21 protein-coding genes are annotated in these 25979 nt (G+C 34.6%); 6 read left to right on the top strand and 15 right to left on the bottom strand.

The window, feature by feature from the left end; translation table 11 throughout:
• The first annotated feature begins 93 nt into the window (after positions 1-93).
• A complete protein-coding gene (locus Q4566_RS09995) occupies positions 94-732 on the top strand; it encodes a hypothetical protein (protein ID WP_303420707.1) in 639 nt (212 codons plus the stop codon).
• Between the two features lie 473 nt (positions 733-1205).
• Here the strand turns inward: Q4566_RS09995 and Q4566_RS09990 are convergent, their stop codons facing one another.
• The 4 genes from Q4566_RS09990 to Q4566_RS09975 form a co-directional block, all read right to left on the bottom strand.
• Positions 1206-1463 carry a DUF3781 domain-containing protein gene (locus Q4566_RS09990; RefSeq protein ID WP_303420705.1) on the bottom strand — a complete coding sequence of 86 codons (258 nt, stop codon included), beginning with the start codon at positions 1461-1463 and terminating at the stop codon, positions 1206-1208.
• A gap of 349 nt (positions 1464-1812) precedes the next feature.
• The gene (locus tag Q4566_RS09985) at positions 1813-2190 is read right to left on the bottom strand and encodes a hypothetical protein (protein ID WP_303420703.1); all 378 of its coding nucleotides are present in this window, start codon (positions 2188-2190) and stop codon (positions 1813-1815) included.
• 31 nt (positions 2191-2221) lie between these two features.
• Entirely contained in the window at positions 2222-3667 is a 1446-nt protein-coding gene (locus tag Q4566_RS09980; RefSeq protein ID WP_303420701.1) for a DUF5689 domain-containing protein, read from the bottom strand.
• Positions 3668-3680: 13 nt separating this feature from the next.
• The gene (locus Q4566_RS09975) at positions 3681-6482 is read right to left on the bottom strand and encodes a TonB-dependent receptor (protein WP_303420699.1); all 2802 of its coding nucleotides are present in this window, start codon (positions 6480-6482) and stop codon (positions 3681-3683) included.
• 103 nt (positions 6483-6585) lie between these two features.
• On the opposite strand from Q4566_RS09975, the gene Q4566_RS09970 reads away from it, so the two are divergent.
• On the top strand, positions 6586-7629 hold the full coding sequence (locus tag Q4566_RS09970) for an endonuclease/exonuclease/phosphatase family protein (RefSeq protein WP_303420697.1): 1044 nt from the start codon (positions 6586-6588) through the stop codon (positions 7627-7629).
• Positions 7630-7631: 2 nt separating this feature from the next.
• Here the strand turns inward: Q4566_RS09970 and Q4566_RS09965 are convergent, their stop codons facing one another.
• The 8 genes from Q4566_RS09965 to uvrC form a co-directional block, all read right to left on the bottom strand.
• Positions 7632-8069: a hypothetical protein gene (locus Q4566_RS09965; RefSeq protein WP_303420695.1), complete on the bottom strand. Its 438-nt coding sequence runs from the start codon at positions 8067-8069 to the stop codon at positions 7632-7634.
• A 102-nt stretch (positions 8070-8171) separates the two neighbouring features.
• Positions 8172-10700: a TonB-dependent receptor gene (locus Q4566_RS09960; protein ID WP_303420694.1), complete on the bottom strand. Its 2529-nt coding sequence runs from the start codon at positions 10698-10700 to the stop codon at positions 8172-8174.
• A 151-nt stretch (positions 10701-10851) separates the two neighbouring features.
• Positions 10852-12468 (bottom strand): glucose-6-phosphate isomerase, encoded by a 1617-nt coding sequence (gene pgi, locus Q4566_RS09955; protein ID WP_303420693.1) that lies wholly within the window; start codon positions 12466-12468, stop codon positions 10852-10854.
• 13 nt (positions 12469-12481) lie between these two features.
• The gene (locus tag Q4566_RS09950; RefSeq protein WP_303420692.1) at positions 12482-13822 is read right to left on the bottom strand and encodes a peptidoglycan DD-metalloendopeptidase family protein; all 1341 of its coding nucleotides are present in this window, start codon (positions 13820-13822) and stop codon (positions 12482-12484) included.
• Complete coding sequence (locus Q4566_RS09945; protein ID WP_303420690.1) at positions 13777-14700, bottom strand: tryptophan 2,3-dioxygenase family protein; 924 nt, start codon at positions 14698-14700, stop codon at positions 13777-13779. The genes Q4566_RS09950 and Q4566_RS09945 overlap by 46 nt, the downstream gene beginning before the upstream one ends.
• Positions 14701-14702: 2 nt before the next feature.
• Positions 14703-15482, bottom strand: a complete 780-nt coding sequence (locus tag Q4566_RS09940; protein WP_303420688.1) for a DUF3108 domain-containing protein — start codon at positions 15480-15482, stop codon at positions 14703-14705.
• Positions 15483-15768: 286 nt separating this feature from the next.
• Positions 15769-17979 carry a patatin-like phospholipase family protein gene (locus Q4566_RS09935; protein WP_303420686.1) on the bottom strand — a complete coding sequence of 737 codons (2211 nt, stop codon included), beginning with the start codon at positions 17977-17979 and terminating at the stop codon, positions 15769-15771.
• Positions 17980-18037: 58 nt separating this feature from the next.
• Positions 18038-19831: an excinuclease ABC subunit UvrC gene (gene uvrC / locus Q4566_RS09930; protein ID WP_303420684.1), complete on the bottom strand. Its 1794-nt coding sequence runs from the start codon at positions 19829-19831 to the stop codon at positions 18038-18040.
• Between the two features lie 143 nt (positions 19832-19974).
• Between uvrC and Q4566_RS09925 the strand changes: the two genes are divergently transcribed.
• The 4 genes from Q4566_RS09925 to Q4566_RS09910 are packed head-to-tail and all read left to right on the top strand — an operon-like array spanning position 19975 to position 22819.
• Entirely contained in the window at positions 19975-20394 is a 420-nt protein-coding gene (locus Q4566_RS09925) for a RimK/LysX family protein (protein WP_303420682.1), read from the top strand.
• A 1-nt stretch (position 20395) separates the two neighbouring features.
• Positions 20396-21271, top strand: coding sequence for a 30S ribosomal protein S6--L-glutamate ligase (gene rimK, locus Q4566_RS09920; RefSeq protein ID WP_303420680.1), 876 nt, complete (start codon positions 20396-20398; stop codon positions 21269-21271).
• Complete coding sequence (locus Q4566_RS09915) at positions 21271-22254, top strand: succinylglutamate desuccinylase/aspartoacylase family protein (RefSeq protein ID WP_303420678.1); 984 nt, start codon at positions 21271-21273, stop codon at positions 22252-22254. Before rimK ends, Q4566_RS09915 begins: the two co-directional genes overlap by 1 nt.
• A gap of 1 nt (position 22255) precedes the next feature.
• Entirely contained in the window at positions 22256-22819 is a 564-nt protein-coding gene (locus tag Q4566_RS09910) for a 5-formyltetrahydrofolate cyclo-ligase (protein WP_303420676.1), read from the top strand.
• On the opposite strand, the gene Q4566_RS09905 is transcribed toward Q4566_RS09910, so the two are convergent.
• The 3 genes from Q4566_RS09905 to Q4566_RS09895 form a co-directional block, all read right to left on the bottom strand.
• A complete protein-coding gene (locus Q4566_RS09905; protein ID WP_303420674.1) occupies positions 22816-24708 on the bottom strand; it encodes a hypothetical protein in 1893 nt (630 codons plus the stop codon). The two genes, Q4566_RS09910 and Q4566_RS09905, sit on opposite strands and share 4 nt — an antisense overlap.
• A gap of 67 nt (positions 24709-24775) precedes the next feature.
• Entirely contained in the window at positions 24776-25402 is a 627-nt protein-coding gene (locus tag Q4566_RS09900) for a lipoprotein signal peptidase (RefSeq protein ID WP_303420673.1), read from the bottom strand.
• A 195-nt stretch (positions 25403-25597) separates the two neighbouring features.
• The gene (locus tag Q4566_RS09895) at positions 25598-25975 is read right to left on the bottom strand and encodes a TraR/DksA C4-type zinc finger protein (protein ID WP_216067405.1); all 378 of its coding nucleotides are present in this window, start codon (positions 25973-25975) and stop codon (positions 25598-25600) included.
• Positions 25976-25979: the final 4 nt, after the last annotated feature.

Below are 25979 nucleotides of genomic sequence, written 5' to 3'. Positions count from 1 at the left end.
CTGAATATTTTCTTTTGAAAAAAACAATTATTTTAGCAACCTTTTGAAGGAAAAAAATTTAACAAAACGCCTTATACGAGACAAAATTTCACTATGAATAAATTAAGTACACAAAAAATAAACTATTTAACAGATCATTTTAAAACATGGCTTCTAACCGAAGCATGCAAAGAAACATTCAATCATATATTAGAAAAAATAGTTTCTTATAGAATTTTAGAAAATGAAGAAGAAATTATGGATTCCACATGGGATAAAGGCTCGTTATCTATTGAATTACAAACTGAAAATAGTAATGGAGAACAAAAAATAGTTCGAGCGATATTTGCACCATCCACAAGCGCTAATGCTAATGATGTCATAGAATCACTTCATAGTGAGGTACTACTTATTGACACAGAGGATGATTTAGAACGATTGCATTATCCTTCTTATATGTACCACCTTTTTACAGAAGATGAGGACGAAGAAACTACCGATCGTTTTTTAGAATTTTGTGATCTAGGTCAAAATTGTGCAGTTATAGACACCGAAAACTTAAACTCATTAAAAGAACCGAAAATATGTTTCTTTAGTCATGGAGGTGATTTAGAAGATTCAGAAGAATATTCAGGTCAAGATGAAAACTCATATAATCAAGGTGGTTATATATTTAGAGTTTTAGCCTATTTCTTATATTCAGATGAAAAATCTGAAAAACATGAATTATATGAGGAGTTTAATTGCGGATAATTCTCTGTGTTAAAATCAAAAGAGTAAGCCTTATAAAAAGATAAACGCTCATAATTATTTTAAGCTATTTAGCCAAATTTTCGCTTAAAAACTTACTAAAACAAGGTATTTGACGTCATATCAAATGCCTTATTTTTTTGGTTTAAAATTAAACTAAAGCACGTATTTACCTCTCTAATCTTCTTATACCAATTATACTATAAGTATTCTCATTATTGCGATTATCGAACACAAGGATATAAACCATTTTGAATCCGCTCTAGCAAACTCGTTATTCTTTAATTTTTAGAAATATCCAATATATTTAAAATCTCACATACCTTAAAAAATAAAGAATACCGAGAATGATCCAATAGTTTAATTGAGTCAAAAACAATAATTTGCTCACTTTACAAATAAATGGACGGAGAAATATGTAAAAGCCAGCTAGAACTTTCGTGAATTAGCTAAAACATTAGTTAGCAGTTCGTTTTTTAGTTCAATCTATCCGCTGTAATTATTCTAAAGGTATTAGAATTAACCGTTAGCCTAATATTTCTTTCGTAGTTTGTTATATAAATGTTCTTACCTTTTTTATGAAATTCAGACGCCTCTGTTTCTAATAAAATTGTTGAAATGAGCATTTCAATCTTCAGTTTTGAAAGTTCTAAATTCAATTTTTTATTAATTCGACCATAAACAAGTTCGGTGTAGCATATTTTGTTTAAAATATCGGTTTTATAATTGTTCATCTGTTCGTTTTTATGGATGAATTCACCTCAAATATTATGTTTTCACATATGCCCTACACACACTTAACCACTTATAAAAAAGTTGAATTAATCAATATTTTACTGATTAGAAATAGTTTTAGGAGCAGCTTTTAATTCATCTAGTTGATTTGACGAATTACCTAATTAACATTGAATTCCAGAGGTTTGTACTTTCTCTTTTTTTTAGAGGGAGTTTCACAAGTTTATTAATTGGGGCCATTTTATCTTTCGCCTCTTGCAAGTGTACCAAAAACATAAAAAATGACTCAATTGAAAATGAGCCATGACTTTTTATCCCACATTATGTATAATAAAAGGAACACATCTCCTAAATCGCCTTAGACAACACAAAAGCTAAACCTAAAATAACCACTGGCACAAACCAAAGCACCCAGATATTATATTCAAGTTTTTTGTTTTTAAGCATTTTTACGTTAAGCACTTTACGTTTTCTTCCACCGTAATACATCCAATTTTTGAAATATAAGAAAATTACAACCAAAGTGAAAAGCACCCATGCTTTTGTGGCAGACATAGTTTGTACGTGCATTTGTCTAAAAAAACCAGCAAAAAAGACTCCTAAGAGCAGCAACAAACTGCTTTGTAAAAAGGAAACATAAAAAGTCGCAATCTCGTTGGCCTTTTTACTTTTCTTAGATTTATAAAATTGAAAAAAGTGGTAAAATAAGTTATCGAATGTGGTCATGGTTGTGTATAAAAGTTTTCAAAGGTAAAAACTATTCCACATAATCAATACGAATATCATCCAATTCGTAAACCCCGTCAAAAGATTCTTGTCCGCCACCAGTATATTTAAAGGCAATATGCATGGTACCTGTCTCACAGGACAAATCAACTAAACCCGAATTAAACCAGGGCACAAACGAATCGGAATCCTTCACCACATAAGCTGCCGATAACACACCCCAGGTGGCTTGAGAAACACCAGTTTCCGTGCCATCCCAATTTAGACTGTAAAGCACTTCCATAAAACTACTATCAGCTAAACTATTGGAGGTTTTAAACCGAAGTGTTTCCCCTTCTTGTCCATCCAAATTAATTGCAGGTGTTATAAGCCAACCAATATTACGATCATCGCCAGAACTGGCACTTTGAAAACGAGCCGAACGCCCTAACGAGGCATTTGACGATGTTGAAGAATAGCCTTCCCAAGCCTGTGTGCCTGCTTCTATGTAATTGGTCCAACCTTCAATTTCAATAGGTTTATTATTTTTCTGTGATTCGAAATCTTCAGTTAGCAAATTTCCAAAACCAAAAGTTTCTGCAAGACCGCAATCCAACTCTATGGGGTCGCACCGATTCGGATTATCAAAAGCCACATCAGAGGAACTATTGACCACCATTACATTAAAATCGTCACCATAATCACGACTATAAACGCCCGTAACAGAACCAGAACCTTGCGGAACGACTAAGGATTTGAAATCGGAATAGGTACTGGTTTGCATCATGATACTAATTCCTGAATCGCAACTTTCTAAAACTCTAAAACCATCAAATTCATCGTAAGATTCACTAGCAAAAGTAGCTCCCAATTCAAAGCGATTAAGTTGCATGGTTTCCAATTGAATTAGCGTGTTTTGATCCTTTTGAGTTAAATTTTCTAAGCTTACTACTTTAGGAGTTATCGTAACAACTTCATTACTTCTTAGGATAATATCTTTAAATTCTGAAGCTTGAATTTGCTCCACCTTTACCGCGTCTCCTTTTCCAATACATATGGTTCCGCTAGTTTCCCCAATAGTTAAACCATTCATTTTCACGTAAACTTTTTGTCCGAATTGATAAGTATCAGACAAACTACTCACATTAACGAGCACACAGAAACCCAATCTCGGATCGTTATCTGGGTCACTGCCATCTTTTTTATTCTGAATAATGAGTTCTTCAAAAAAATTTCCCGATTTATCGGAAGACACCACGTAGCCTTCAATAAACAAATCGTTTTCAGATTTAATAACTACTGTTGAATTTCCACCATTTACAGCTTGCTCATATAATGATTTTATGGTTTTAAATGTTGTAATATTTTCGGAAGGAATTTCTAGCTCATCCACCAAAATATCAGGTACCTCGTAATCATCTGTTTTTACACAAGACACCATTAAAACCATAGTTACCATAAGTATAAACCCACACCTCATAGTTTTTAATTTTCTCATAACTGTTCTAATTTTAAAAGCTAGCATTCAAGTTTAAAAAATAAGTTGCCCCACGACCGTACCAATATTTAGCCCCAAAAACTGGCGTTTCTAAAGCTTTATCGTCTCTTAGTTCTCTGTAATTCGCATTTCTTCCTTGTTCAAAACCGCCTGTCTTGTAAACTGTATCTAGTAAATTATTAATGCTTACAAAAAGTCCGATGTAATATTTTCCAAGTTTCCATGATTTTCCGCCAACAAGATTCACGACCATATAATCATCAAAACGTTCTTGTTCTAGCAGAGTTTTCGCTACGGATTCATCATAATCATTAAAAACATTCCCATCATAATCGGTACTAAAATTTGACGATCGTGTTAAGGGGCTCACATCTAAAAAAGTGTTTGAAAAGAAATTTGCCGTGGCGCCAAACCACCAATAATCAGGATCGCGATATTCAAAACCTACGGAGTAGGCACTTTGCGGCCCGGTTGAAAGTTTATAGTTTTCAAGCTTGGTCTCACCAAAATCTTTAGCGCCGTTGATAAAACCTGCGGCTTCAGCTTCAGCATCGGGTTCGGTGGTGAGTAGTAAATTCGGATTGTTAGCATAGGTAAACTGCCCCACTGAAGCCACACCTTTTAATTTTATGGTTGGGGTCACTTGAGCTTCAACACCCAATTCTGTACCAAAATGGTTTTTATCAACACCCCGTAAAATCTCCTGAACAAAAACAGCATTATCCCCACCAACACCATCGGCGAAATAGAAAGCAATTTCGTTAGCATTGGTTATTTTGGTGACATAACCTGTTAACTTAGCTTTGATTACAGATGAACGAAAAATATAACTGGCATCAGCAGACATGATGTTTTCTTCGGAAATATCTGGAACCACATTATGGTTTTCTCTGGCATTTGAAAAGGTGTTTAGAATGCTTGGTGCGCGTTTGATGAAACCACCGTTCAGATTAAAAACATGTTTCCCTGAAAACTTATAGGTTAACCCCGATTTAGCGCTAAAACCTGTAAAACCGAGTTGTTCTCCCTTTCCTAACGAATTATCTGGAAAGCCACCGTTTTTATAAAGTCCCTCACGTTGGTAGTTGGTTTGACTAACGCCTCCAGAAAAGAAAAAATCAACATGATTATAAGTAAACTGAGCTTGTCCAAAAACATGAAACACATTGGCATGTATAAGATAATGGTATTTAAAAGTATCACCTTCGGAAACAAGGCGATTAGGATGTAACAAATCGTTTTGAGCCTCATCACTCGTAGAGGCATAAGCATCAACATCTAAATAATTAAGACCTCCTAAAAGGTCTAAAACATTGGCGAAGTTTTCAGATTTTAAAGATGTATAATTCACCGAAGCATTCAAAAGTACATTTTCATTAACTGCTGCTTTTAAAATGGAGTTTACTGTAAATTGCTTGTCATCCACACGGTCTTCATACAAAGCATAAATCGCATTACCATCTTGTTCAGCGTTATTTATATTCGCCTCATACATAGACTTCCAATCTATTTGTCCGTTATCCTGAAACGCCTTTAAGGCTCGGTAGGCGTAGTCTAAATTATCAGGAAAATTTCTTTCAAAATAACTAGGTAGTTTTTGGTAGTACGCCGGACTCGGATTCGCCCCACCGCCTTGAGGCATGCCATCAACCAAATCGGTACCATTATAATCTAAACGGCTGTTCCCCATCTTTCCAAATTGATAGCTAAGATTTGTGTTTAGTGATGTTCTAGCATTCAAATCCCAGTAATGATTTAGCATGATGATGGGTTCGTTGACTTCCTTAATTCTCGAATTACGCTTTTCACCATCTTGCCATCCCCAATATTCGTTGTATTTAATGTCTTTTAAATCGTAAACCTCTTGGGTGTTTGGAGAAGATTTTCCGCGTTTATTGGGCGTATAAATAGCTGTTAAATTTAAACTCTGTTTCGTACCGAATTTCTTTTCCACGGCAGTGAAAAAAGAATTAGAGCTATACATGGTAGCGTCTTGATAACCTTCGTTTCCCCAGCGCCTACCAAATGAAAATGTGTAAGCCCAGTTGTGTTTCAATAGCCCTGAAGCATGCTTAATCATCAAACGGTTTGAATAACTTCTATTGGACGACGAATAGGTTAATCGTGTACCTGATCTTGCTTCTGAAGCTCGTACATTAATATGCGTTGACCCTAAAACGCCACCAAAGTTATAGTTTGAAGGCGCGAGCCCTAAGGCCAGTTCTTGATTCCGAAGGACATCATTAATACCACCCCAATTACTCCACTGTGGTCTGCCATTATAGAGTTTATTCATTTCAATACCATTAATGAGAACGTTACTATTGTTAGAATCGAGGCCACGTAATCTAAAAAACGACGGACTAAACTCAAAAGCAGCGGTACGCTGAAAAACATCTAGTGACGATGCTAGAAGCCCTGAAATATTATCAGACGCACTAGAATCGTCATTCAGTTCGTCATCGCTTAGTGTTATGGTAAACAAATCATTGGCATGCGCAGGATCATGACTCAAGGTCATATCGCTGATGTTTAGCGTTTGTCCTTCATTGACAACAATAGGATACTGCTTACTGATGTAACCTATTTTAGAAAGTATGAGTGTTTGTTCGCCTAGCGGAAGGCTTTCATCAAACACAAATTCACCTAAGTGATTTGTTTGAGCTTGAAGACTAGAATCTTTCAAAAGCACAGTAACTCCAACCAACGGCTGAAGCTTATCTGCATCATTCACGCTACCATGAATCGCTGTGTTTTGAGCAGCAACCACTTCTGAAAAGACAATAAATAAGAAAACGAGTAAAAGTTTGTTCACATAAAATGTTTGATGTCAAAATTAGACATTTTTACATTTTATGAAAATAAAATCTTACATTTTATGGTGAATTATCTTATTTTTATAATTTTAATATGAAGAGATGCCTTATTCGAAATTTATCATTTACCTCTTGGTTTTCGCCTATTTTAACGTAGGACAAGCCCAAGAAAAGCAATTTAAAATACATACCCTAGCCTTCTATAATTTAGAAAACTTGTTCGACACCATTAACGACCCGAATAAATTTGATGAATACAGCCCGATGATGGAAATTAAAACCCAACGTAAAAAGGCTTACGAACAAAAACTAGTAAACATGGCTAAGGTTTTGGTTGATATCGGAAAAGATTTCACCAAACAACCTCCAGCACTAATTGGTATTTGTGAAATTGAAAACGCGGCCGTTTTAGATGATTTAATAATGGAACCATCATTACGTGAGTACGCCTTTAAATATGTTCATTTTGACTCTCCTGACATGCGTGGTATTGATGTGGCTCTGTTATACCGGACGACTTTATTTGCACCTAGTCACTGGACTACACATGAACTAAAAATTTACGAGGACGATAAACAAATTTATACACGTGATCAACTTTTAGTAAGTGGTAAACTGGAAAACGAAAACATTCATGTTTTGGTAAATCACTGGCCTTCTAGGCGTGGGGGCGCTTCCAAAAGCAACCATAAGCGTATGGCTGCGGCAAAACTTAATAAACGGATTGTTGATTCTTTGCAAGTTATTGATCCCTATGCTAAAGTTTTCATTATGGGCGATTTAAACGACAACCCCAACAACGCAAGTGTGAAAAAGGTTTTAAAAGCTAAAAGCGAGAAAAACAAAGTCAACCTTAAGGGTATTTACAATCCTTATATCAATATTTATAAATCTGGTTTAGGAACAACGGCCTACCGAGATGCTTGGAGTTTATTTGACCAAATTATGTTTACAAAACCGCTTCTAGAAAAAGATTACACCTCATTTCAATACTACAAAGCTGGCATTTATAACAAAAACTATATCATTCAGCAAAGTGGCACCTATAAAGGATACCCCTATAGAAGCTGGAATTACAGTGGTTTTTCAAATGGTTTTAGCGACCATTTCCCTGTTTATGTATATTTAATCAAAGAAATTCAATGAATTTAGCTCATCCAAGTACTCCAAGGTATACGTGATAAGAACAACACTAATGCGATGGTATAGAATATCGCAATAGTTTTTAATTTCATTTTAGAAGTCAGTTTTCTTTTGTGTTTAGAATACCCAATCGTAATTAAGGCAACCGCAATAATATTTACAAAAGGATGCTCAACTAAATAGAGTCTCGCCAGCGAGTTACTCATCACTTTACCTCCTAATTCACCCCACAATGCAAAGCGTGGTGACACAAAATACAATACTAAACCAATTAACAATTGAATATGAGACACGATTAAGGTGAATAATCCTCTTCGGAAATCGTTGTTTTCATATTCCTTGTCGCCAACAGTTTTAATAATGGCAGTAATAGCAGTAATAGCTAAAATGGCTAATACCAAATAGGCCCAATAAGAATGAAGTGATAATATAATGTCGTACATGATTGGTTTTGTTTTAATATTGAATAACAAATGTAATAATTATAAACATAAAAAAAACCATGTATTGCTACATGGTTTTTTATGTTAATCAAACAATTCTTATTAGAAATTAAAACGTACACTAAAATTCCAAGTTCTGCCGTAACCAAAACGACCATTATTACTTGTATTAATACCTTTATAGTTTTCATCTGGATTAGCAGAAGCTGCAGTATTTCCAGAAACAGACTCTAAGTAAACCTCATCAAAAACATTGTTTAAGTTAAATCTGAATTGCAATGATTCATTAGAACCAACCATTACTTTGTAAGATAAACCAGCATCCATAGTATCATATGAAGGCATTGAAAGTGGCGCTTGATCTAATGCTCCAATAGAGAACATATCGTTATACCAGTTCCAAGCAGCATCAACACTAAAGTTTGAACAAATATCATAACTACCGTTAATTCCACCTGTTACTTGAGCAGCACCGCCAACACTATATCCGTCGATAACAATTTCTTCATCGGCACCAATCTGGTTTCCGTCGTTATCAAAAGTTCTTTGGTTAGCGTTGTCTTTAAACTGCCATTCACCTAAAGAAAGGAAACCGTTAAGTCTTAAGTTATCTAAAGGACGTGTCATCACTTCAAGCTCTACACCGTAGTGCACTTGCTTAACGCCCATAGTTTGGTAACTAATGTAATCATCTCCATTTTCTCCATTGTTTCTGTATTTTGTAACATTGTCCCAAGTGGTGTGGTATCCGTTTAAATTCGCTGAAAATGCTCTACCAGCCATAAATTGATAACCTAGCTCAAAACCTGTGATCTCTTCGTTTTCAGCTTCTGGCTGTAACAATTCATTTCCAGCTCTATCATTTTGATATAACGTATCATGAAAAGGTTGACGCGAATAATACCCAGTATTAAAAAATACACGGTGTGCTTGGCTCAGTTCATAAGCTAAACCACCTTTTACATTAAACCCTGGATTATTTACTTTATCCCCTTCTTCTCCTTCACCAGGTGTTGAAGTATTTAAAAACTCTGTACGTACGTGAGACTGTGTTGATAAAGCACCTTGGAAAAATGCTGAGAAACCATCTTTTGCATATTCTAACTGTCCGAAAACGCCACCATAATTAATTTGTTCAGAATAATCATATCCAAAACGTTGCAAGTGATCGGTATTAGGATTGAAAAACACCTTCCAAGGGTTAATTCCTCCAGCTTCAGTTAATTGATAATCTTGACCGCCACTATATCCTGAGCTGTTCGTTACAGAATCTACAGTAATGAATTCTCTAACATCTCTAAAGTGATAACCCGAATATAAACGTACATCAGCACCAACATTAAAGTTTAAATTTTCAGTAAGTTGATTATTGTAGTTTGTAACTAAACCATACCAATCGTGGTTGTTATTAGACCCTCTAGCGTAATCTACTGAACCAATCGATTGCGCAAAACTACCGCGACCTAATGAACCGTATAATACAGTAGACATAGACGATTGATCATTAATCGTCCAATCCCAACTTAAGTTAGCCACAGGTTTGTGGTAGATATTTCGACCACCTGGATATTTTCCACTAGATAAAGTATTTGGACTATCTACCCCATCAAAACTCCAAGAGTTGTACTCTCTTCCATTGTCAAGGAACGATTGAATATCACCACTACCAGCTACAGCATGCCATTGAGGCGCTCCTGTTAACAAGAAGTTTAATGAGTGATGATCGTTTGGTGTGTAACCAACAGAGAAGAAATACGTTTGCCCTTGTCCGTCTGTATCATTAACATATCCATCACCTTGCCAGTAGCCTAATAAAGAGGAGAAAGACCAACCTTTTTCACTTACACCAGTTGAATAATAAGCTGTAGTTTTAGTATAGTAATCGTTACCTAGCATTTGCTGAAGGTATCCACCTTCCTTTTTATCGATGGTTTTAGTAACAATATTAACAGTTCCTCCAACAGAAGAAATAGCTAACTTTGAAGCCCCTAAACCACGTTGTACTTGAATCGCATTAGCAACATCCATAACTCCAGACCAGTTAGACCAGTACATTTTACCGTCTTCCATACCATTAATTGGTTGCCCGTTTAATAAAAATGCCGTATTGGTTTGGTCGAAACCACGAACAAACATAGTACCATCACCAAAGGCACCGCCTTTTACATTTTGAATTGATGGTGTTGATTTTAACACCTCTGGCAAATCCCAGTTTCCAGCTTTTTCTTGAATTTCTTGTGATCTAATTGTAGATACAGCCACTGGTGTTTTTCTATCTTCAGCCAAATCGATAACACCACTACCAACGATAACAATTTCATCTAAGGTATTATCTGGCATTAGTTTAATTTGTCCAAAATCTTGATCACCATTAAAATCTAAAGTAATGGTACTATACCCAACATAAGAAACTACGAATTTCCCAGATGATACATTGGTTTGTAAAGTAAAATCACCTTCAAAAGTTGTAGTAGTCCCATTTGTTGTCCCTTGTTGAACAATATTAGCTCCAGGGAGCGGTGAATTCATTTCACCGTCAATAATAGTTCCTGTAATAGTACTTTGAGAGGAGGCCACAGCAGAACATAACAGAACTACCATCGCGAATAAAATTTGTGTAAATTTTTTCATGAATTAATTATTATGAATTAGTCGACGCAAAAATACATATAAAATTCATAACTACATTAACACAATGTTAACACGATCAGTCAGTTATACAAAAAAATAAAGCACCATTTTTTTAAAAATGATGCCTTATTTTTAATTGTATGCTATTTTTTTAACGTAATTTTTTGTAAAAATCTAATAAATTCTGAGTTGAAGAGTCGTGTTCATTAGTAGCGCTTGTATTAAATTCTTGTAAAATTTTACTTGCCAATTGCTTTCCTAGCTCTACTCCAAACTGATCATAGCTAAAAATATTCCAAATAATACCTTGAACAAATATTTTGTGCTCATACATGGCTATCAATTTCCCTAAACTTTCTGGTGAAAGCTTATTGATATAGATGGTATTTGTTGGCTTGTTTCCATTGAATATTTTAAATGGAATAATGGCCTCTGGTGTTCCTTCTGCCACAACCTCAGCTTCCGTTTTACCATTAAGTAAAGCTTCTGTCTGTGCCAAGAAATTTGAAGTTAACTTGTCTTGGTGATCTTGATTACCGTGTAATGATTTTCCAAATCCAATAAAATCAGCTGGAATTAATTTTGTTCCTTGATGAATTAATTGAAAAAAGGCATGTTGCGAATTTGTTCCTGGCTCACCCCAAATAATAGTTCCTGTTTGATAGTCAATTGGGTTTCCATTTCTATCAACACTTTTCCCGTTACTTTCCATAATCCCCTGCTGTAAATAAGTAGCAAACTGATTTAGGTACTGTGAATAAGGAATTACAGCTTCACTTTCAACATTAAAAAAATTATTATACCAAACACTTAGTAATGCTAAAACCACTGGAATATTAGAATCAAAATCTTCATTTTTGAAGTGATCATCCATTTTGTTAGCTCCTTTAAGTAAGCTATCAAAATTCTCATAACCTACAGCTAAACTAATCGTTAAGCCAACGGCACTCCAAAGAGAAAAACGACCACCAACCCAGTCCCACATCGGGAAAATATTATTAGCATCAATACCAAAACCTTGAACCTTTTCAATATTTGTAGAAACCGCTACAAAATGTTTTGCGATAGCGTCTTCACTAGCCGATTTTAAAAACCACTCTTTTATGGTATTGGCGTTTGAAAGCGTTTCTTGCGTCGTAAATGTTTTAGAAACAATAACAAACAAGGTTGTTTCTGGATCTAATTTTTTAATCACTTCATTGACATGATCGCCATCTATATTGCTTACAAAGTGTGTTGTTAAATGATTTTTATAATACTGTAAAGCGTCTACAACCATAGCAGGTCCTAAATCCGAACCACCAATACCAATATTTACAACATCGGTAAATGCTTTTCCTGTGTAACCTTTAAGTGAACCGCTTACTACTTCATTAGTAAAGCCTTCTATTTTTTCTTTAACCGCATAAATTTCGTTCATGACATCTTCGCCATCAACTTTAAAGTCTGCATTTTTCGGGGCTCTAAGTGCCGTGTGTAAAACTGCTCGTCCTTCAGTTTGATTTATAATATCTCCTGAAAACTGACTTTTAATCGCGTCCTTTAATTTAACATCTTCCGCTAATTCTAGTAAGTATTTTAAAGTATCTTCTGTAATTCTATTTTTAGAAAAATCCACATAAAAATCTTCCCATTTTATGGTAAATTTATTTGCTCGCTCTGCATCGGCTGCAAATAAATCTTTCATATGAACATCTTTTACGGCTTCAAAATGTTCTTCAAGTTTCTTCCAAGATTTTGTAGTAGTTGGATTTGTAATTGGTAGCATATTTATAAGTTAGTTATGAAATTAAATTTTGATTACTTTGTCTTACCGTCTCCCCTTTAGGTTCTTCGATAAGTTCCGGTTTTACCTCAAAAGGAATATTATCCAATTGTTCTTTTATTGGTTTGATAAAATTTAAGTATTCAATCTTAAGTGAATCTGAAATAGATTTCGCTTGTGGTAGTTTTTGCTTAAATGGATCTACTTGTTTTCCATTAACCCAAAAACGATAACACACATGTGGCCCCCCTGTGTTTCCAGTCATTCCAACCCAACCAATTACATCGCCTTGCTTCACATATTGTCCCACCTTTACTTTGCGTTTGCTCATATGAAGGTACTGTGTTTCGTAAGTTGCATTATGTCTAATTTTTACATAATTACCATTTCCGCCACGACGTTCAGATTTAGTAACCGTTCCGTTTGAAGTAGCCATAATAGGCGTGCCAATGGGAGCAGCAAAATCGGTTCCCTTGTGTGGTCTTACCTTGAATCCGTATACTGCAATACGACGTTTTAAGTTATATCTTGAAGAAATTCTACTAAATTGCACAGGTGCTTTTAAAAAGGCACGACGCAAGTTTTTGGCCTCTTCATTAAAATAATCTACAATACCTTTTTCTTCATCAGTTTCAAAGGCGAATGCATAAAATGGCTCACTATTATGTTCAAAGTAAGCCGCTTTTATATTATGAACACCGGTGTAAATGGTGTCGTCAATATATTTATCGGTATAAATAACTTTAAAGCGATCGCCTTTTTGAAGCCTCCTAAAATCAATGGTCCAAGCGTAAATTTCATCAGCTAATTTAAATGCCAATCGCGGACTTAAACCTTGCTCTTCTAAAGTTTCAGAAATACTACTATTGATAACGCCTGTAGCAGATTTTTCAATATAGTTGATAGGCTTTTTATCGGTATAGGCTTGAATAGAATCTTTAAAATCGATCACCACATATTCTTCTGCGTTTGGTTGATAAATAAAACATTCTGGTGTTTCTAAAGAATCTTTAGCACACAAAAGCGTATAAGGCTTTCCTAATTGTAGGCTTCTAATATCAAAGGTGCTTTTTGCAGTTTCTACAATATTATGAATGGTAGAATAGCCTACATTATTACGCCCCAAAATATGCCCAAAACTATCACCACTTTTAATGGTGTCGCGCTTTACAACAAAATCGTTAAGATTAAAACCGAATTCTACAATCTCTTTGATTTCAGGCACTTTAGGAATCTCTACTTTGACTACGGGCGCCGTTTCGTTTGAAGATTCTTTACAAGCTGAAAATAATACAACTATTAATAATGCTGCTATTCTATATTTGTTCCCCATGCTTCTTTTTCTGTCTCTGTCCATAATTCTGGAAAAAATATTCTTTTTTGGTATTTTGGGTGCATATACTTTACCCATTCACTGCCTCCGGTTGCTTCGGCAGTTTCTCCCCCTATATTTAAATAATGATTTGCGGTTCTGTAATGCGCCATAACCCATTTAATATTCACGGTATAATCATAGTGACGCATTGCTTTTACCAAAGCTTTGTTCTCTTGAGCAGATTTGGGTAATAGTTTAAATTTGCTCCACAAATTATTGCTTTTATAAAACCGCGTAAAATTAATAAATTCTGATTTATACTTCTGTTCAAAAACTGTTAAAGTATAGCTCTTTTTTCCCGTAACAAAATCTTTTCCAGCCGCTTGCCAATACAAATGTTCAAAAGCGTGTTCATAAGAGGTATTTCTATCTATGGTATCTCGGAAACGCCTATCTATCAAATTTATAAGTTCTGTAGAAGCAAACTCTATTTTTCGATATTGTGCACTTTGAAAACCACTTGCAGGCGTTAAAGTCGTTCTAAATTTATTGTATTGTTCAATATCCATGCCATCCTTCATGATACTGAATGACGACGTAAGCACATCGAAATAACGACTCACTCGCATAATTTTATCGGTAAATAGCTCAGGCGTTAAATCTTTGGCTTCAGCGACCTGTGTAATTTCACTAAGCACCATTTTAAATAAAAGTTCTGATATTTGATGGTACATGATAAAAACCATCTCGTCTGGAAAATCGGTACGGGGTATTTGAAGGTTCAATAACGTATCCGTATGAATGTAATCCCAATAATTAATTGGCTTACTATGCAATAAACCTTCGAGATGCGTTTCTAGGTCTTGATCTATCGCTTCGTATTTTTCTTTGAGTTTATTCGTTAAATTGGAATCCGACATATCTAGTTCTTTGTTGTTTTAAACGGATGGCTTAAACCACTAAAATCTTCTAAATCAGCACGCAAAGACCCCACTGCTAAATCAGCCTGTATACGTAATGGAATTTTGTTCTTGTCTTTAGACACCCAAAGGGTTAAACTTTCTTCTTCCTTAAATACACGACCCGCCATAACGTGGGGCCTAAACTTTAAGGCACGTACCGGCCCAAAATCGGTAGTAATGGTTTCTTCCCCTAGATACTTTAATTTAAACCCATAGTTTTCATCATCAAAAAACATATCAACATGTACTTCATGACCAACCTTAAGTGATTTCGTTTCTAAATTATTTCGAAGGTAATAAAATGTAGAAACCATATCTTGAACATTTGGTTTCGTACGTACTACTTTTTTTGTTTCTCTCTTTCTATCATGAATATAAGCTTTGTTTTTCTTTTGATCGAAATTAACAACAAGATCCTTAGTGTGACCACCTTCATCAATATCTCGTACAAACTTATATGGTATCATGCTTTGCTTATCAAAATAGCTTTCATAGCGATCTTCAACAGCAAAAAACCATTTAATCATACCTGTAGTCCAACCTTTTCCAACCACATGATAAACATCCTTACCTTTTATTTGACTTTCCTTTACAGTTAAAGTAGCATTTCCAGCTTTTAGCCAGTTACTGTAGCTCATTTTAAACTTAAACCACTCACCTACCCCAAAAGCAGATTCCTGCTGTGCAAAAACGGAGGTTATATTTACTAAAACGAATATAATAAGTAATGTTTTTTTCATAATCCAAAGGGTAGTTTACTATACAACTTGCCGGTTGTATTTTTATTGTTTTTCTAGAATATAACAATGACTATTCCAAAAATAAAACTTTAATATCAAGTACAGTATTAGAACACTTATTCTTATTACTAAATTCCCAAACAGATATTAAGAGTTCGAACCTATAGAAAATTAAATGTATTCAATTTCTCTTCATAAAAAAAGACCTATTGCATATAATTACAATAGATCTGTCAACAAAATTCCAAATACCCAAACCTTATATAGCAAGCTATAATACGGTTATTTAGAACCAGAAACCTACATTAAAAAACCATATGCTTTCACCTAACTCTGGTGAATAGGTGTACTTAAGCTGAATGGGGCCTATAAATGTTTCAACACCATAGCCCAAACTATATCCCGTATAATCTGGAAGGGTAAACCATTCACCCGAGTCAAAAATATCATCATCTATATTTGCCCAATTTCCTTCCAATAAAATATGTTGTTTTTTAAAAATTTCATAATCGAAAGTAAGTGACGACTTCACGTAGCTATTCCCTGTTAAGGAGACAAAATCATAACCTAAAAACGGCACAAAATTATTAATTAAGTGACTCCCAAAACCGCCTAGCGCAAAATCTAGAGCGGGATCAGATTTATCTCCAAATTTAAACCCGCCACTAGCCTGGTAATTAAAAGCTAATTTATTTGAAATTCTGGTGGCGTAACCCATATTTGCTTTAGCTATAGAATAATTTTCAAAATCACTTCCCTCACTTGACGAATACAAGTAAATATTTAATTGCCCATCAAAATACACGCCTTTTGAAGGAAAATAAAAATCATCATATTGATCCATTTTCAAGGCGCCCACAAGGCCAAGATAGTTGGTGCTTCGAAATGAATAGTCGTTATTATCTAACCCTGTTAGATTTTCGGTTTCTAGTTCTAAAAATTTATGTTCGGCTCCAATACTAAAAGCAAAATCTCTTCTAAATAAGGTTTGCACATAAAATTGATTGGTGAAGTCTCGTAATTTTACGTCAATTTTATTTAAACCACTATTTTTATAACTTTCTTCTTCCAGAACAAGACCAGCGCTCACTTTTTTATCAAACTGATTGTACCTTGATTTCACCCCTATACTCCAGTAGAAACCTTTATCAATTAAATACTCAAAATCATAACGCACATTATCGCCTAAAATAACATCTAGAGACATCTCATCATTTTTAAAAAGCATGCGCTTCTTAGTTAGGTTGAGTAATATCCCGGTTTTATACAAATCGTCGTAATGCGCACCAAATTTTAAATAAGTATCAATAGATGATTCCTCTACACGCGCTAATAAATCGAACCCTACAGTATCCTTAGAATGTTTTAATTGATACTCAAAGGCATCAAAGTTATTAGTAGCCACTAAATTATTCACCCCATCATTAAAATCTTGATAACTAATTTTTTCATGTGATTTTAACTTCAGCTTTCCTAAAACATAGGCTCTCGTATAATCCTTATTTCCTTTTATTTGAATCTCATTAATAGCAATACTATCACTATACTTATATTTTAACGGCAGTTTTACACCGTTTGGTTTATGTTTTGGTAATTTTTTAAGCACTTTCACCTTGGTCAAAGCCGCTTCAGTTCCTGCATCAATGATTTGCTGACCTTCATCAAAGGAGATCACACTAAAATCCATAATATTAGGCTTGATATAAATATCTGTTCTTCTAACCTTTTGCCTCATATCGCTAATGGTACGAAAGTTATTTATTTGAAATAAAACATCGGGAGCAGAAGTTAAGCGCTCTCGATCGGCTAACCCATCTTGTACATCCACACCAATTACGACATCCATTCCTAAATCACGAAGTTCATCTACTGGATAATTATTTACTACACCACCATCAACAAGAACGGCATCATTAATTATGACTGGTTGATATAAAGATGGTAATGCCCCACTAGCCATTATGGATTGGACTAAATTCCCTTTATTTAGAATGACTTGCATACCATTTTCAACATTAGTAGCCACGCAAAAAAACGGTATAGGCAGTTTACTAAAATCATCAACGTCGCCTACCGGCATTAGCAAATCTGAAAACAAATTATAGGTATTATGTCCTTTAGAAATGGCCGATGGTAGTTTAACCGAGAAATTATTAAACGGTAATTTTACAGCATATTTTTCCGCGTTATCTCGCTCGGAAAATGTTTTAGAAGCTCTTGGCAACTCATCACTTAAAAGGTCATCAAAATTAATTACTTGAAATAAAGAATCCAGTTGTTTTCCAGAGTATCCTGCGGCATATAATCCGCCGATAATCGCGCCCATACTTGTGCCTGCGACATAGTCTACCTTAACACCCAAACTATCAATAACCTTTAAAGCGCCTATATGCGCAAGACCTTTTGCCCCACCACCACTTAGCACCAAGCCTACTTTAGGCTTATAATCTTGAGTACGCTTTTGCGCTTCCGCGGAAATGGTAGCGAAAACAAGCATAAGGCATATAAATAGTTTCTGAGTCAATGTATATTTGAAATTGTTCCTTTATATATTTTTACTTATCGTGATAATGATTATAAATTTTTGCGGCCCTTGAAACCCCTATGACAGCCTCCAACTCTTTGCGGCTGGCATTTGATATGCGTTTAACCGACTTAAAATGTTTTAAAAGCTCTACAATTGTTTTTTCTCCCACACCTTGAATGGTTTCTAGTTCTGTATTCAACGCACCTTTACTTCTTCTATTTCTATGATGCTCGATACCAAAACGATGCGCTTCATTTCGTAAAAACTGAATCACTTTTAAAGTTTCACTCTTTTTATCTAAATACAACGGAATCGGGTCATCCGGATAAAACAATTCTTCTAAACGCTTTGCGATACCTATTATTGCAATTTCATTACGCAATCCTAAATCATCTAAACTTTTTAAAGCTGAAGACAATTGACCTTTTCCTCCATCAATAATAATTAATTGAGGCAACGGTTGTTCCTCTTCAACTAAACGTTTATAACGTCTGTAAACCACTTCTTCCATCGATGCAAAATCGTCCGGCCCAACTACTGTTTTTATATTAAAATGACGGTAATCCTTCTTACTAGGCTTTCCATCTTTAAAAACTACACAGGCCGCAACAGGATTTGTTCCTTGAATATTAGAGTTATCAAAACACTCTATATGTCGTGGTTCTTCAGATAACCTTAAATCTATTTTCATTTGCGCCATAATACGGTTGGCGTGACGATCTGGATCTACAATTTTTATCTGCTTAAAACGCTCCATACGGTAATATTTCGCATTTCTTAATGACAAATCTAGAATGTGTTTTTTATCACCTAATTTAGGCACGGTGACCTTTATATCGTTTCCCAAATCTACATTAAAAGGTACGTAAATTTCTTTAGAATTAGAATTGAAACGTTGTCTAATTTCGGTAATAGCAAGCTCTAAAAGTTCTTTATCGGTTTCTTCTAATTTCTTCTTAATCTCTAGAGTATGCGAACGAATAATAGACCCATAGGATATTTGTAAAAAATTAATGTACCCATAACTTTCATCACTCATAATGGAAAACACATCTACATTACTAATTTTCGGATTTATAATAGTAGATTTTGATTGATAGTTCTGTAAAACCTCAACTTTTTCTTTAATTTTCTGAGCTTCCTCAAATTGCATATTTTCTGCAAATTCTTTCATTTGAAGCTTAAATTGCTGAAGCGAATCTTTAAAATTTCCTTTTAAAATTTCACGAATCGCCTTAATGTTTTCGTTATATTCGACTTCCGTTTCTAAACCTTCACAAGCCCCTTTACAATTACCTAAATGGTATTCTAAACATACTTTATATTTCCCGGCATCAACTTTATCTTCAGATAAATGATAATTACAAGTTCTAAGGCTGTACAAGCCTTTTATTAAATCCAACAGTGTGTAAACCGTTTTTAAACTCGTGTACGGTCCAAAATATTCACTACCATCTTTAAAAACACGACGGGTGGAAAATACCCTTGGAAAACGTTCATTTTTTATACAAATCCACGGGTACGATTTGTCGTCTTTCAGCAGTACATTATATCGTGGCTGATACTTTTTTATTAAATTGTTTTCTAATAAAAGAGCATCGGTCTCCGTATCTACCACAATATGCTTGATATCTGCTATTTTTCTAACCAAAACACGCGTTTTACCGCTGTCATGTGTTTTATTAAAATAAGAACTGACTCTTTTCTTTAGATTTTTTGCTTTCCCAACGTAGATAATGGTGCCGTCTTTATCGTAATATTGATAAACCCCAGGCTCATTTGGAAGGGTTTTTAGTAGTATTTCTATATTAGGGGTATCCATTAATGTAAAGGTAATTCTTTTTAAATTTTTAAAGAAAACAGGCGCCGATATAAATCTCTTAAATATTTTTAAGTTATTTATCTTTGAGTAAACTAATCAATACCAATTATAACTACATTGCGCCACTTTTCAAAAAAAATAAAATGAGCAAAAAAACCATTGGACGTACTGATATTGTTGACTTCCCCAACTTAGAACTCTTTAATATTGATGTAAAAATGGACACGGGAGCCTACACGTCTACCATCCATTGTTCTAAGATTATTGAAGAAGGCAGTACCTTAAGGTGTATTTTTAATAGTAATACACACAAAAACTTTGGTAAAACCGAGATTGTATTCGATACCTTTATGAGAACCGACGTAAAAAGCAGCAACGGATTTAAAGAAAATCGATATAAAATAAAATCTGATGTCATATTTTTTGGCAAAACGTATAAGATTAACTTAACTTTAAGCACAAGAGACGATATGAAGTTCCCTGTACTTATTGGCAGACAATTCCTAAAACAAAAATTTATAGTAGACGTAGATTTACTAAACGTTTCTTTCTTAAAAAAATAAAATGAATATAGTCGTTCTATCAAGAAATTCACAGTTATACTCCACTGATCGCCTAATTGAGGAAGGTGTAAAAAGAGGCCACAAAATGGAAATTATTGATCCTCTTAAATGTGATATTATCATTGAAAAGGAAAAACCTACCATCTACTACAAAGATCGTTACCTCGATTATGTGGATGCCATTATTCCTAGAATTGGTTCCTCGGTAACTTTTTATGGTTGTGCCGTGGTAAGACAATTTGAAATGATGGGTGTTTTTACCATTGTTACTTCCGATGCGATACAACGCTCAAGAGATAAACTACGTAGCTTACAACGCTTAAGTAAAGCAGGTATTGGTATGCCAAAAACCGTTTTTACAAACTATTCTAGAGATGTTGAAGAGGTTATTGAACATGTAGGCGGAACACCTGTAATCATAAAATTATTAGAAGGCACACAAGGTTTAGGCGTTGTTTTGGCTGAAACCAAAAGCGCGGCCGAATCTGTTCTTGAAGCTTTTAATGGGTTACAAGCTCGTGTTATTGTTCAAGAGTTTATAAAAGAAGCTGGTGGTGCCGATTTACGTGCATTAGTGGTAGATGGCCAAGTAGTTGGTGCTATGAAGCGCCAAGGAAAAGAAGGCGAATTCCGTTCTAACTTGCACCGTGGTGGATCTGCAAATATCATAAAACTGAGTCACGACGAATTAAAATTAGCCATGAGTGCTGCGGCAGCATTAAAGCTTCCTGTTTGCGGTGTAGATATGCTACAATCGTCACGAGGCCCTTTATTATTAGAAGTGAACTCAACACCAGGTTTAGAAGGCATTGAAAAAGCTACTGGACGAAATATAGCTAAATCTATTATCTCCTTTATTGAAAAAAATAAACGATAATGACAGCCATAAATAACGGTGACCTCCATATTCTTGGAGCTACAATAAAACTAGGGGAACGTAAAGAAGTTAATTTTAATGTCGCTAATTTACATTCATCAACGCCGGTTAACGTTCCTATAATTATCGAACGTGCTAAAAAACCTGGACCTACTGTTTTATTTACAGCAGGTATTCATGGCGATGAAGTTAACGGTGTTGAAATTGTTAGACAACTTATTGCCAAAGGCATAAACAAACCCAAAGCAGGCACGGTAATTTGTATGCCGGTTATTAATATTTTCGGATTTATAAACTTAAAGCGTGAATTCCCCGACGGAAGGGATTTAAACCGCGTATTTCCTGGTAGCCCCACAGGGTCGCTTGCCGGAAGGGTAGCTTATAAACTGATAAACGATGTGATTCCGAATGTTGATTTTGTTATCGATTTTCATACCGGCGGCTCAGGGCGTTTTAATGCGCCACAACTGCGTTTTGAGAAATCTAATGAAGAGCTCGTTGCTCTAGCTAAAGTGTTCGGAGCTCCCTTTGTGCTATATTCCAAGAACTTACCAAAATCTTTTAGATCAACGTGTTCTAAATTAGGGAAACCTATTTTACTTTTTGAAGGTGGAAAATCGTTTCATATTGATGATGCCGTTACAAATTCTGGAGTAAATGGTTCCAAACGTATTTTGAAACATTTAGGTATGTTGAGCACCACCATTAAATCTGCCAAACCTAGACATGACTGCGTATTTATAGATGACAGTAAATGGTTGCGCGCCAAATATTCTGGCATGTTTAAAGAAACCATCCACATTGGGGGCTACGTTCTTAAAGGCGATGTTCTCGGACATATTACAGACCCTTACGGAAAATTTGATTATGCCGTAAAAGCGCCAAATTCAGGATATATCATTAATGTTAATGAAGCACCAATTGTGTATCAAGGGGATGCCTTATTTCATATTTCAAAAAAACTAAAACGCGTATTAACTTAATATGAGTAAAACGGCTTTACGGAAAAAATACAAAACGCTTCGTAATGATTTATCAGACGATCAAATTGAAGATTTAAGTTTAGATATTTCAAATCAGCTTTTAAAGCTTCCTATTTGGGAACATTCCTTCTACCATATATTTTTAACTATTGCGGAGCTCAAGGAAATAAACACCGATTATATTCTGAATATTTTATCGGGTAAAGACAAAAACATCCTCATTTCAAAAAGTGATTTTAAAACTGGAGAAATGCTTAGCTTCTTACTTACAGATAATACCGTTATTAAAAAAAATAGCTATAACATTCCTGAACCTGTTGATGGCATTTCAATTGAAAACAGTAAAACTGATGTTGTTTTTATTCCGCTTTTAGCTTTCGATAAACTCGGAAATCGCGTAGGCTACGGCAAAGGTTTTTATGATCGTTTCTTAGCACAATGCAAACCAGAAACGATAAAAATAGGCTTATCCCTTTTTGAAGCCGACACAGAAACCATCGAAACTTTTGAAACCGACGTTAAACTCAACTATTGCGTAACGCCTAAAACCATTTACAACTTTTAATCGTTACAATTCTCGCAGTAGGTTGCTCTTAGGTATTCATCGGCTAACAACTGAAAAGTAACACCGCCATCTGCAACAGAATTAAAAAGCTTACAAAAACGCTCATTATTCATATTGTAAGCGTTCAACAAAATCGTTCTATAATCCGAATCTTGCGTAAACTCTTTATTTACAATAGTTAAGTTCAGGTAATAGTATAATAAATCTTCATCCACGTCTATACTTTTAGCTTTATCTTTTAATAGTTCTTCAGACAAATCGATATTCGCATAATAACTATAAAACTGCGCCAAGCTTAAATAATCGTAATCGGATAAAGTGAATGTCTTATAATGATCATTTATATAAGCAATTGATTTATCTTTTTTATCATACGCCCTTTTTCGCATATAACGTTCTGCTTGTGTAATGTGGTAATTTACTAGCATTCGAGAAATAAGCGCATCATCAATACCATAATTTTTTAAAGCATTAATTTGATTTTTCAGCGCATCATCATCAATATCTTGCCATTTAAAACGCCATATTTTAATTTTTATCGCTACAATATTATACTTCACCTCAGCATTATCTGGCACCAATTTCTCAAGCTCTAATAATTCATCATATACATTTAAAGCTTGCCTAGTATCTAAATTGTATAAAAAAGAGAGGTTTTTATTCAAAAGTTTAGCAAATTCAGCTTGTTTCGGGATTTCCATTTTTTTTAAAAATAAGGCAGAAATGGCGTTAGAGTTAATTTTTGAAAATATTGAGTTCTGTATGACAATGGCCTCCTCTAAATCCTTAGCACTTAAAGCGGCATGAAATTTTTCCAAAAGCACGTCTTCAGACATTAGCTTATATTTATCCTTTCGCTCCAATTCCAGTTCTAAAACAGCTTTTCTATGACGTTCTAAAACAGGCTCTAATTGAGCACTGAGGCCACCTGCTAATTTACCCTTAACCTGCTCCTTAGTTAATTGGTTTAAACCTTCATACGGTGTCCCTTTAATATCATTTAAAAACTCAACCCAATTTTCAGAAGTACTCACCGTAGTTTCTATTGTAGGTTGCTGAAAGGTTTGTAAGGCTGCAACAATACTATTTGCACGTTGTTCTTGAAGTTCCATGTTACGCTCTAAACTGCCTTCAACAGAAGCATAAGCATTAATATTTATAGACTTAATATAATAATCTGTTAAACGTAAGGAATCGTAAATAGGCTTAACGTCTTCCTGAGAATATTCAGATTTATCTTTTTCAAAAGGAATTTTAAATTTTAGGGTTTTGTTTTTCAGAATAAACCCTTCTTTGGATTTAGCCTGAATGCGTCTCGTACTATAAGTTAGAGTATCCAAATACATGCCCATATCTAGCAAATCCCAAGGGTAAGCCTCTAATTCATAAATAAGATTATAGCGACATAAATTCTTATTACCCAAAAACATGATATTAAACTCGATTGGCTTTTTTATTTCGGTATCTGAAATGCGCCCAACATGTACTCGAAAACTATTTTCACCATGTGGTCTGAGTCCTTTTCTTAGCCTTGAACCATATAAGGGTTTTGTAAGCCTTCCTCTTATTTGCTTATTTAAAACCGAATCTATGCTACAAGCGTAGTGATCCTTCGTAACAATATCAATCGCAATACCAGCACCTTCATCATGGAATAACTTATTAAACCATTCTTTATCATTGACTTCAAAATAGAGGTTATTCCCATCCTTCTTAACGGCGAATTGCACTTCTTTAGGCTTTGCTTGAAATGCTTCAAAACAAGCTTTACAATTCTCATTTCTTTCGTTTTGACTTCTAGGATAAACGACATCAAACCTATTTTGAGCAGAAATATTATGATAACAAAAAACTAAGGCAATGGTTAAAAGTAGGTGGCTAGGCTTCATTAGTAAGGTTTTAGGCTCCCAAATATAGGAAATACCTTATCACCATAAAATTCTTGTTGCATTAAATTTACTGGGGTTTACTAGAAAAGGCCTGCTTATTAAAAACGATAAGCATGATAAACCCAGTACTTATAGCTACATCGGCAATATTAAATACCGGTTCAAAGAAGTTAAAGCGCTTTCCGCCATAAAACGGTACCCATTCTGGTAAATCGACCTCAATTAAAGGAAAATAGAGCATATCAACCACACGTCCGTGAAGTAACGTATCGTAACCACCAGCTTCTGGTAAAAAAGTAGCGACTTGATTATAGCTATCTTCAAATATAACGCCGTAGAAAACAGAATCGATAATATTCCCTAAAGCACCAGAAAAAATGAGTGCTATGGCGATTATTAAAATTTTTGAACTTTGTTTTTTGGTACTATCATAAAGCCAATAACCAATACCAAATATTGCAAAAACTCGAAATAAAGTTAAAGCGACTTTAGCGGTTCGCTCTGAAATTAGAGAGGTAAAATCACTAATTTTTGTACCCCAGGCCATACCATCATTTTCAATGAAATAGATTTTAAACCACGAAAACACATCGACACTTTCGTGAAGCGCAAAATGTGTTTTAACATACACCTTACTAATTTGGTCGATTAGTAAAATGATAATTATTATAAAAATGGATTTCTTTAAAGACATGGTTGATTTATGGGCTATACTAACAAAGTATAAAAAATGAAAGAGGCTGTCTAAAAAGTAAAGTTTCCGTCAACCTGAACTTGATTCAGGTTCTCATAATGATTGGTTATCAATATGATGCGATTCTGAATCAAGTTCAGAATGACGTGCTTTAATACTTTTTAGACAGCCTCAAACTATAATATTTTAAAAAACTTATTGTTGCATATTTTTTGCTTCAATACTTAAAGTCGCATGAGGCACAAGCTCTAATCGTTTTTTATTAATTAATTTTCCTGTAACACGACAAATACCGTAAGTTTTATTTTCAATACGAATAAGGGCGTTTTTTAAATCACGAATAAATTTCTCTTGACGAATGGCCAATTGAGAATTTGACTCTTTACTCATAACCGCACTACCTTCATCAAAAGCTTTAAATGTTGGTGAAGTATCTTCAGTACCGTTAGTAGAATCGTTCATATAGGCACTTTTAATAAGATCTAAATCGTATTTTGCCTTTTCTATTTTTTCAGAAATTAATACTTTAAACTCTGCTAATTCTGCATCCGAATATCTTACGTTATTTTCCATAATT

Origin of the sequence: Tamlana sp. 2_MG-2023 (assembly GCF_030548465.1) — a bacterium.
In the GTDB taxonomy this organism is placed as follows: Bacteria; Bacteroidota; Bacteroidia; order Flavobacteriales; family Flavobacteriaceae; genus Pseudotamlana.
This window is presented reverse-complemented; position numbering and strand designations above follow the sequence as displayed.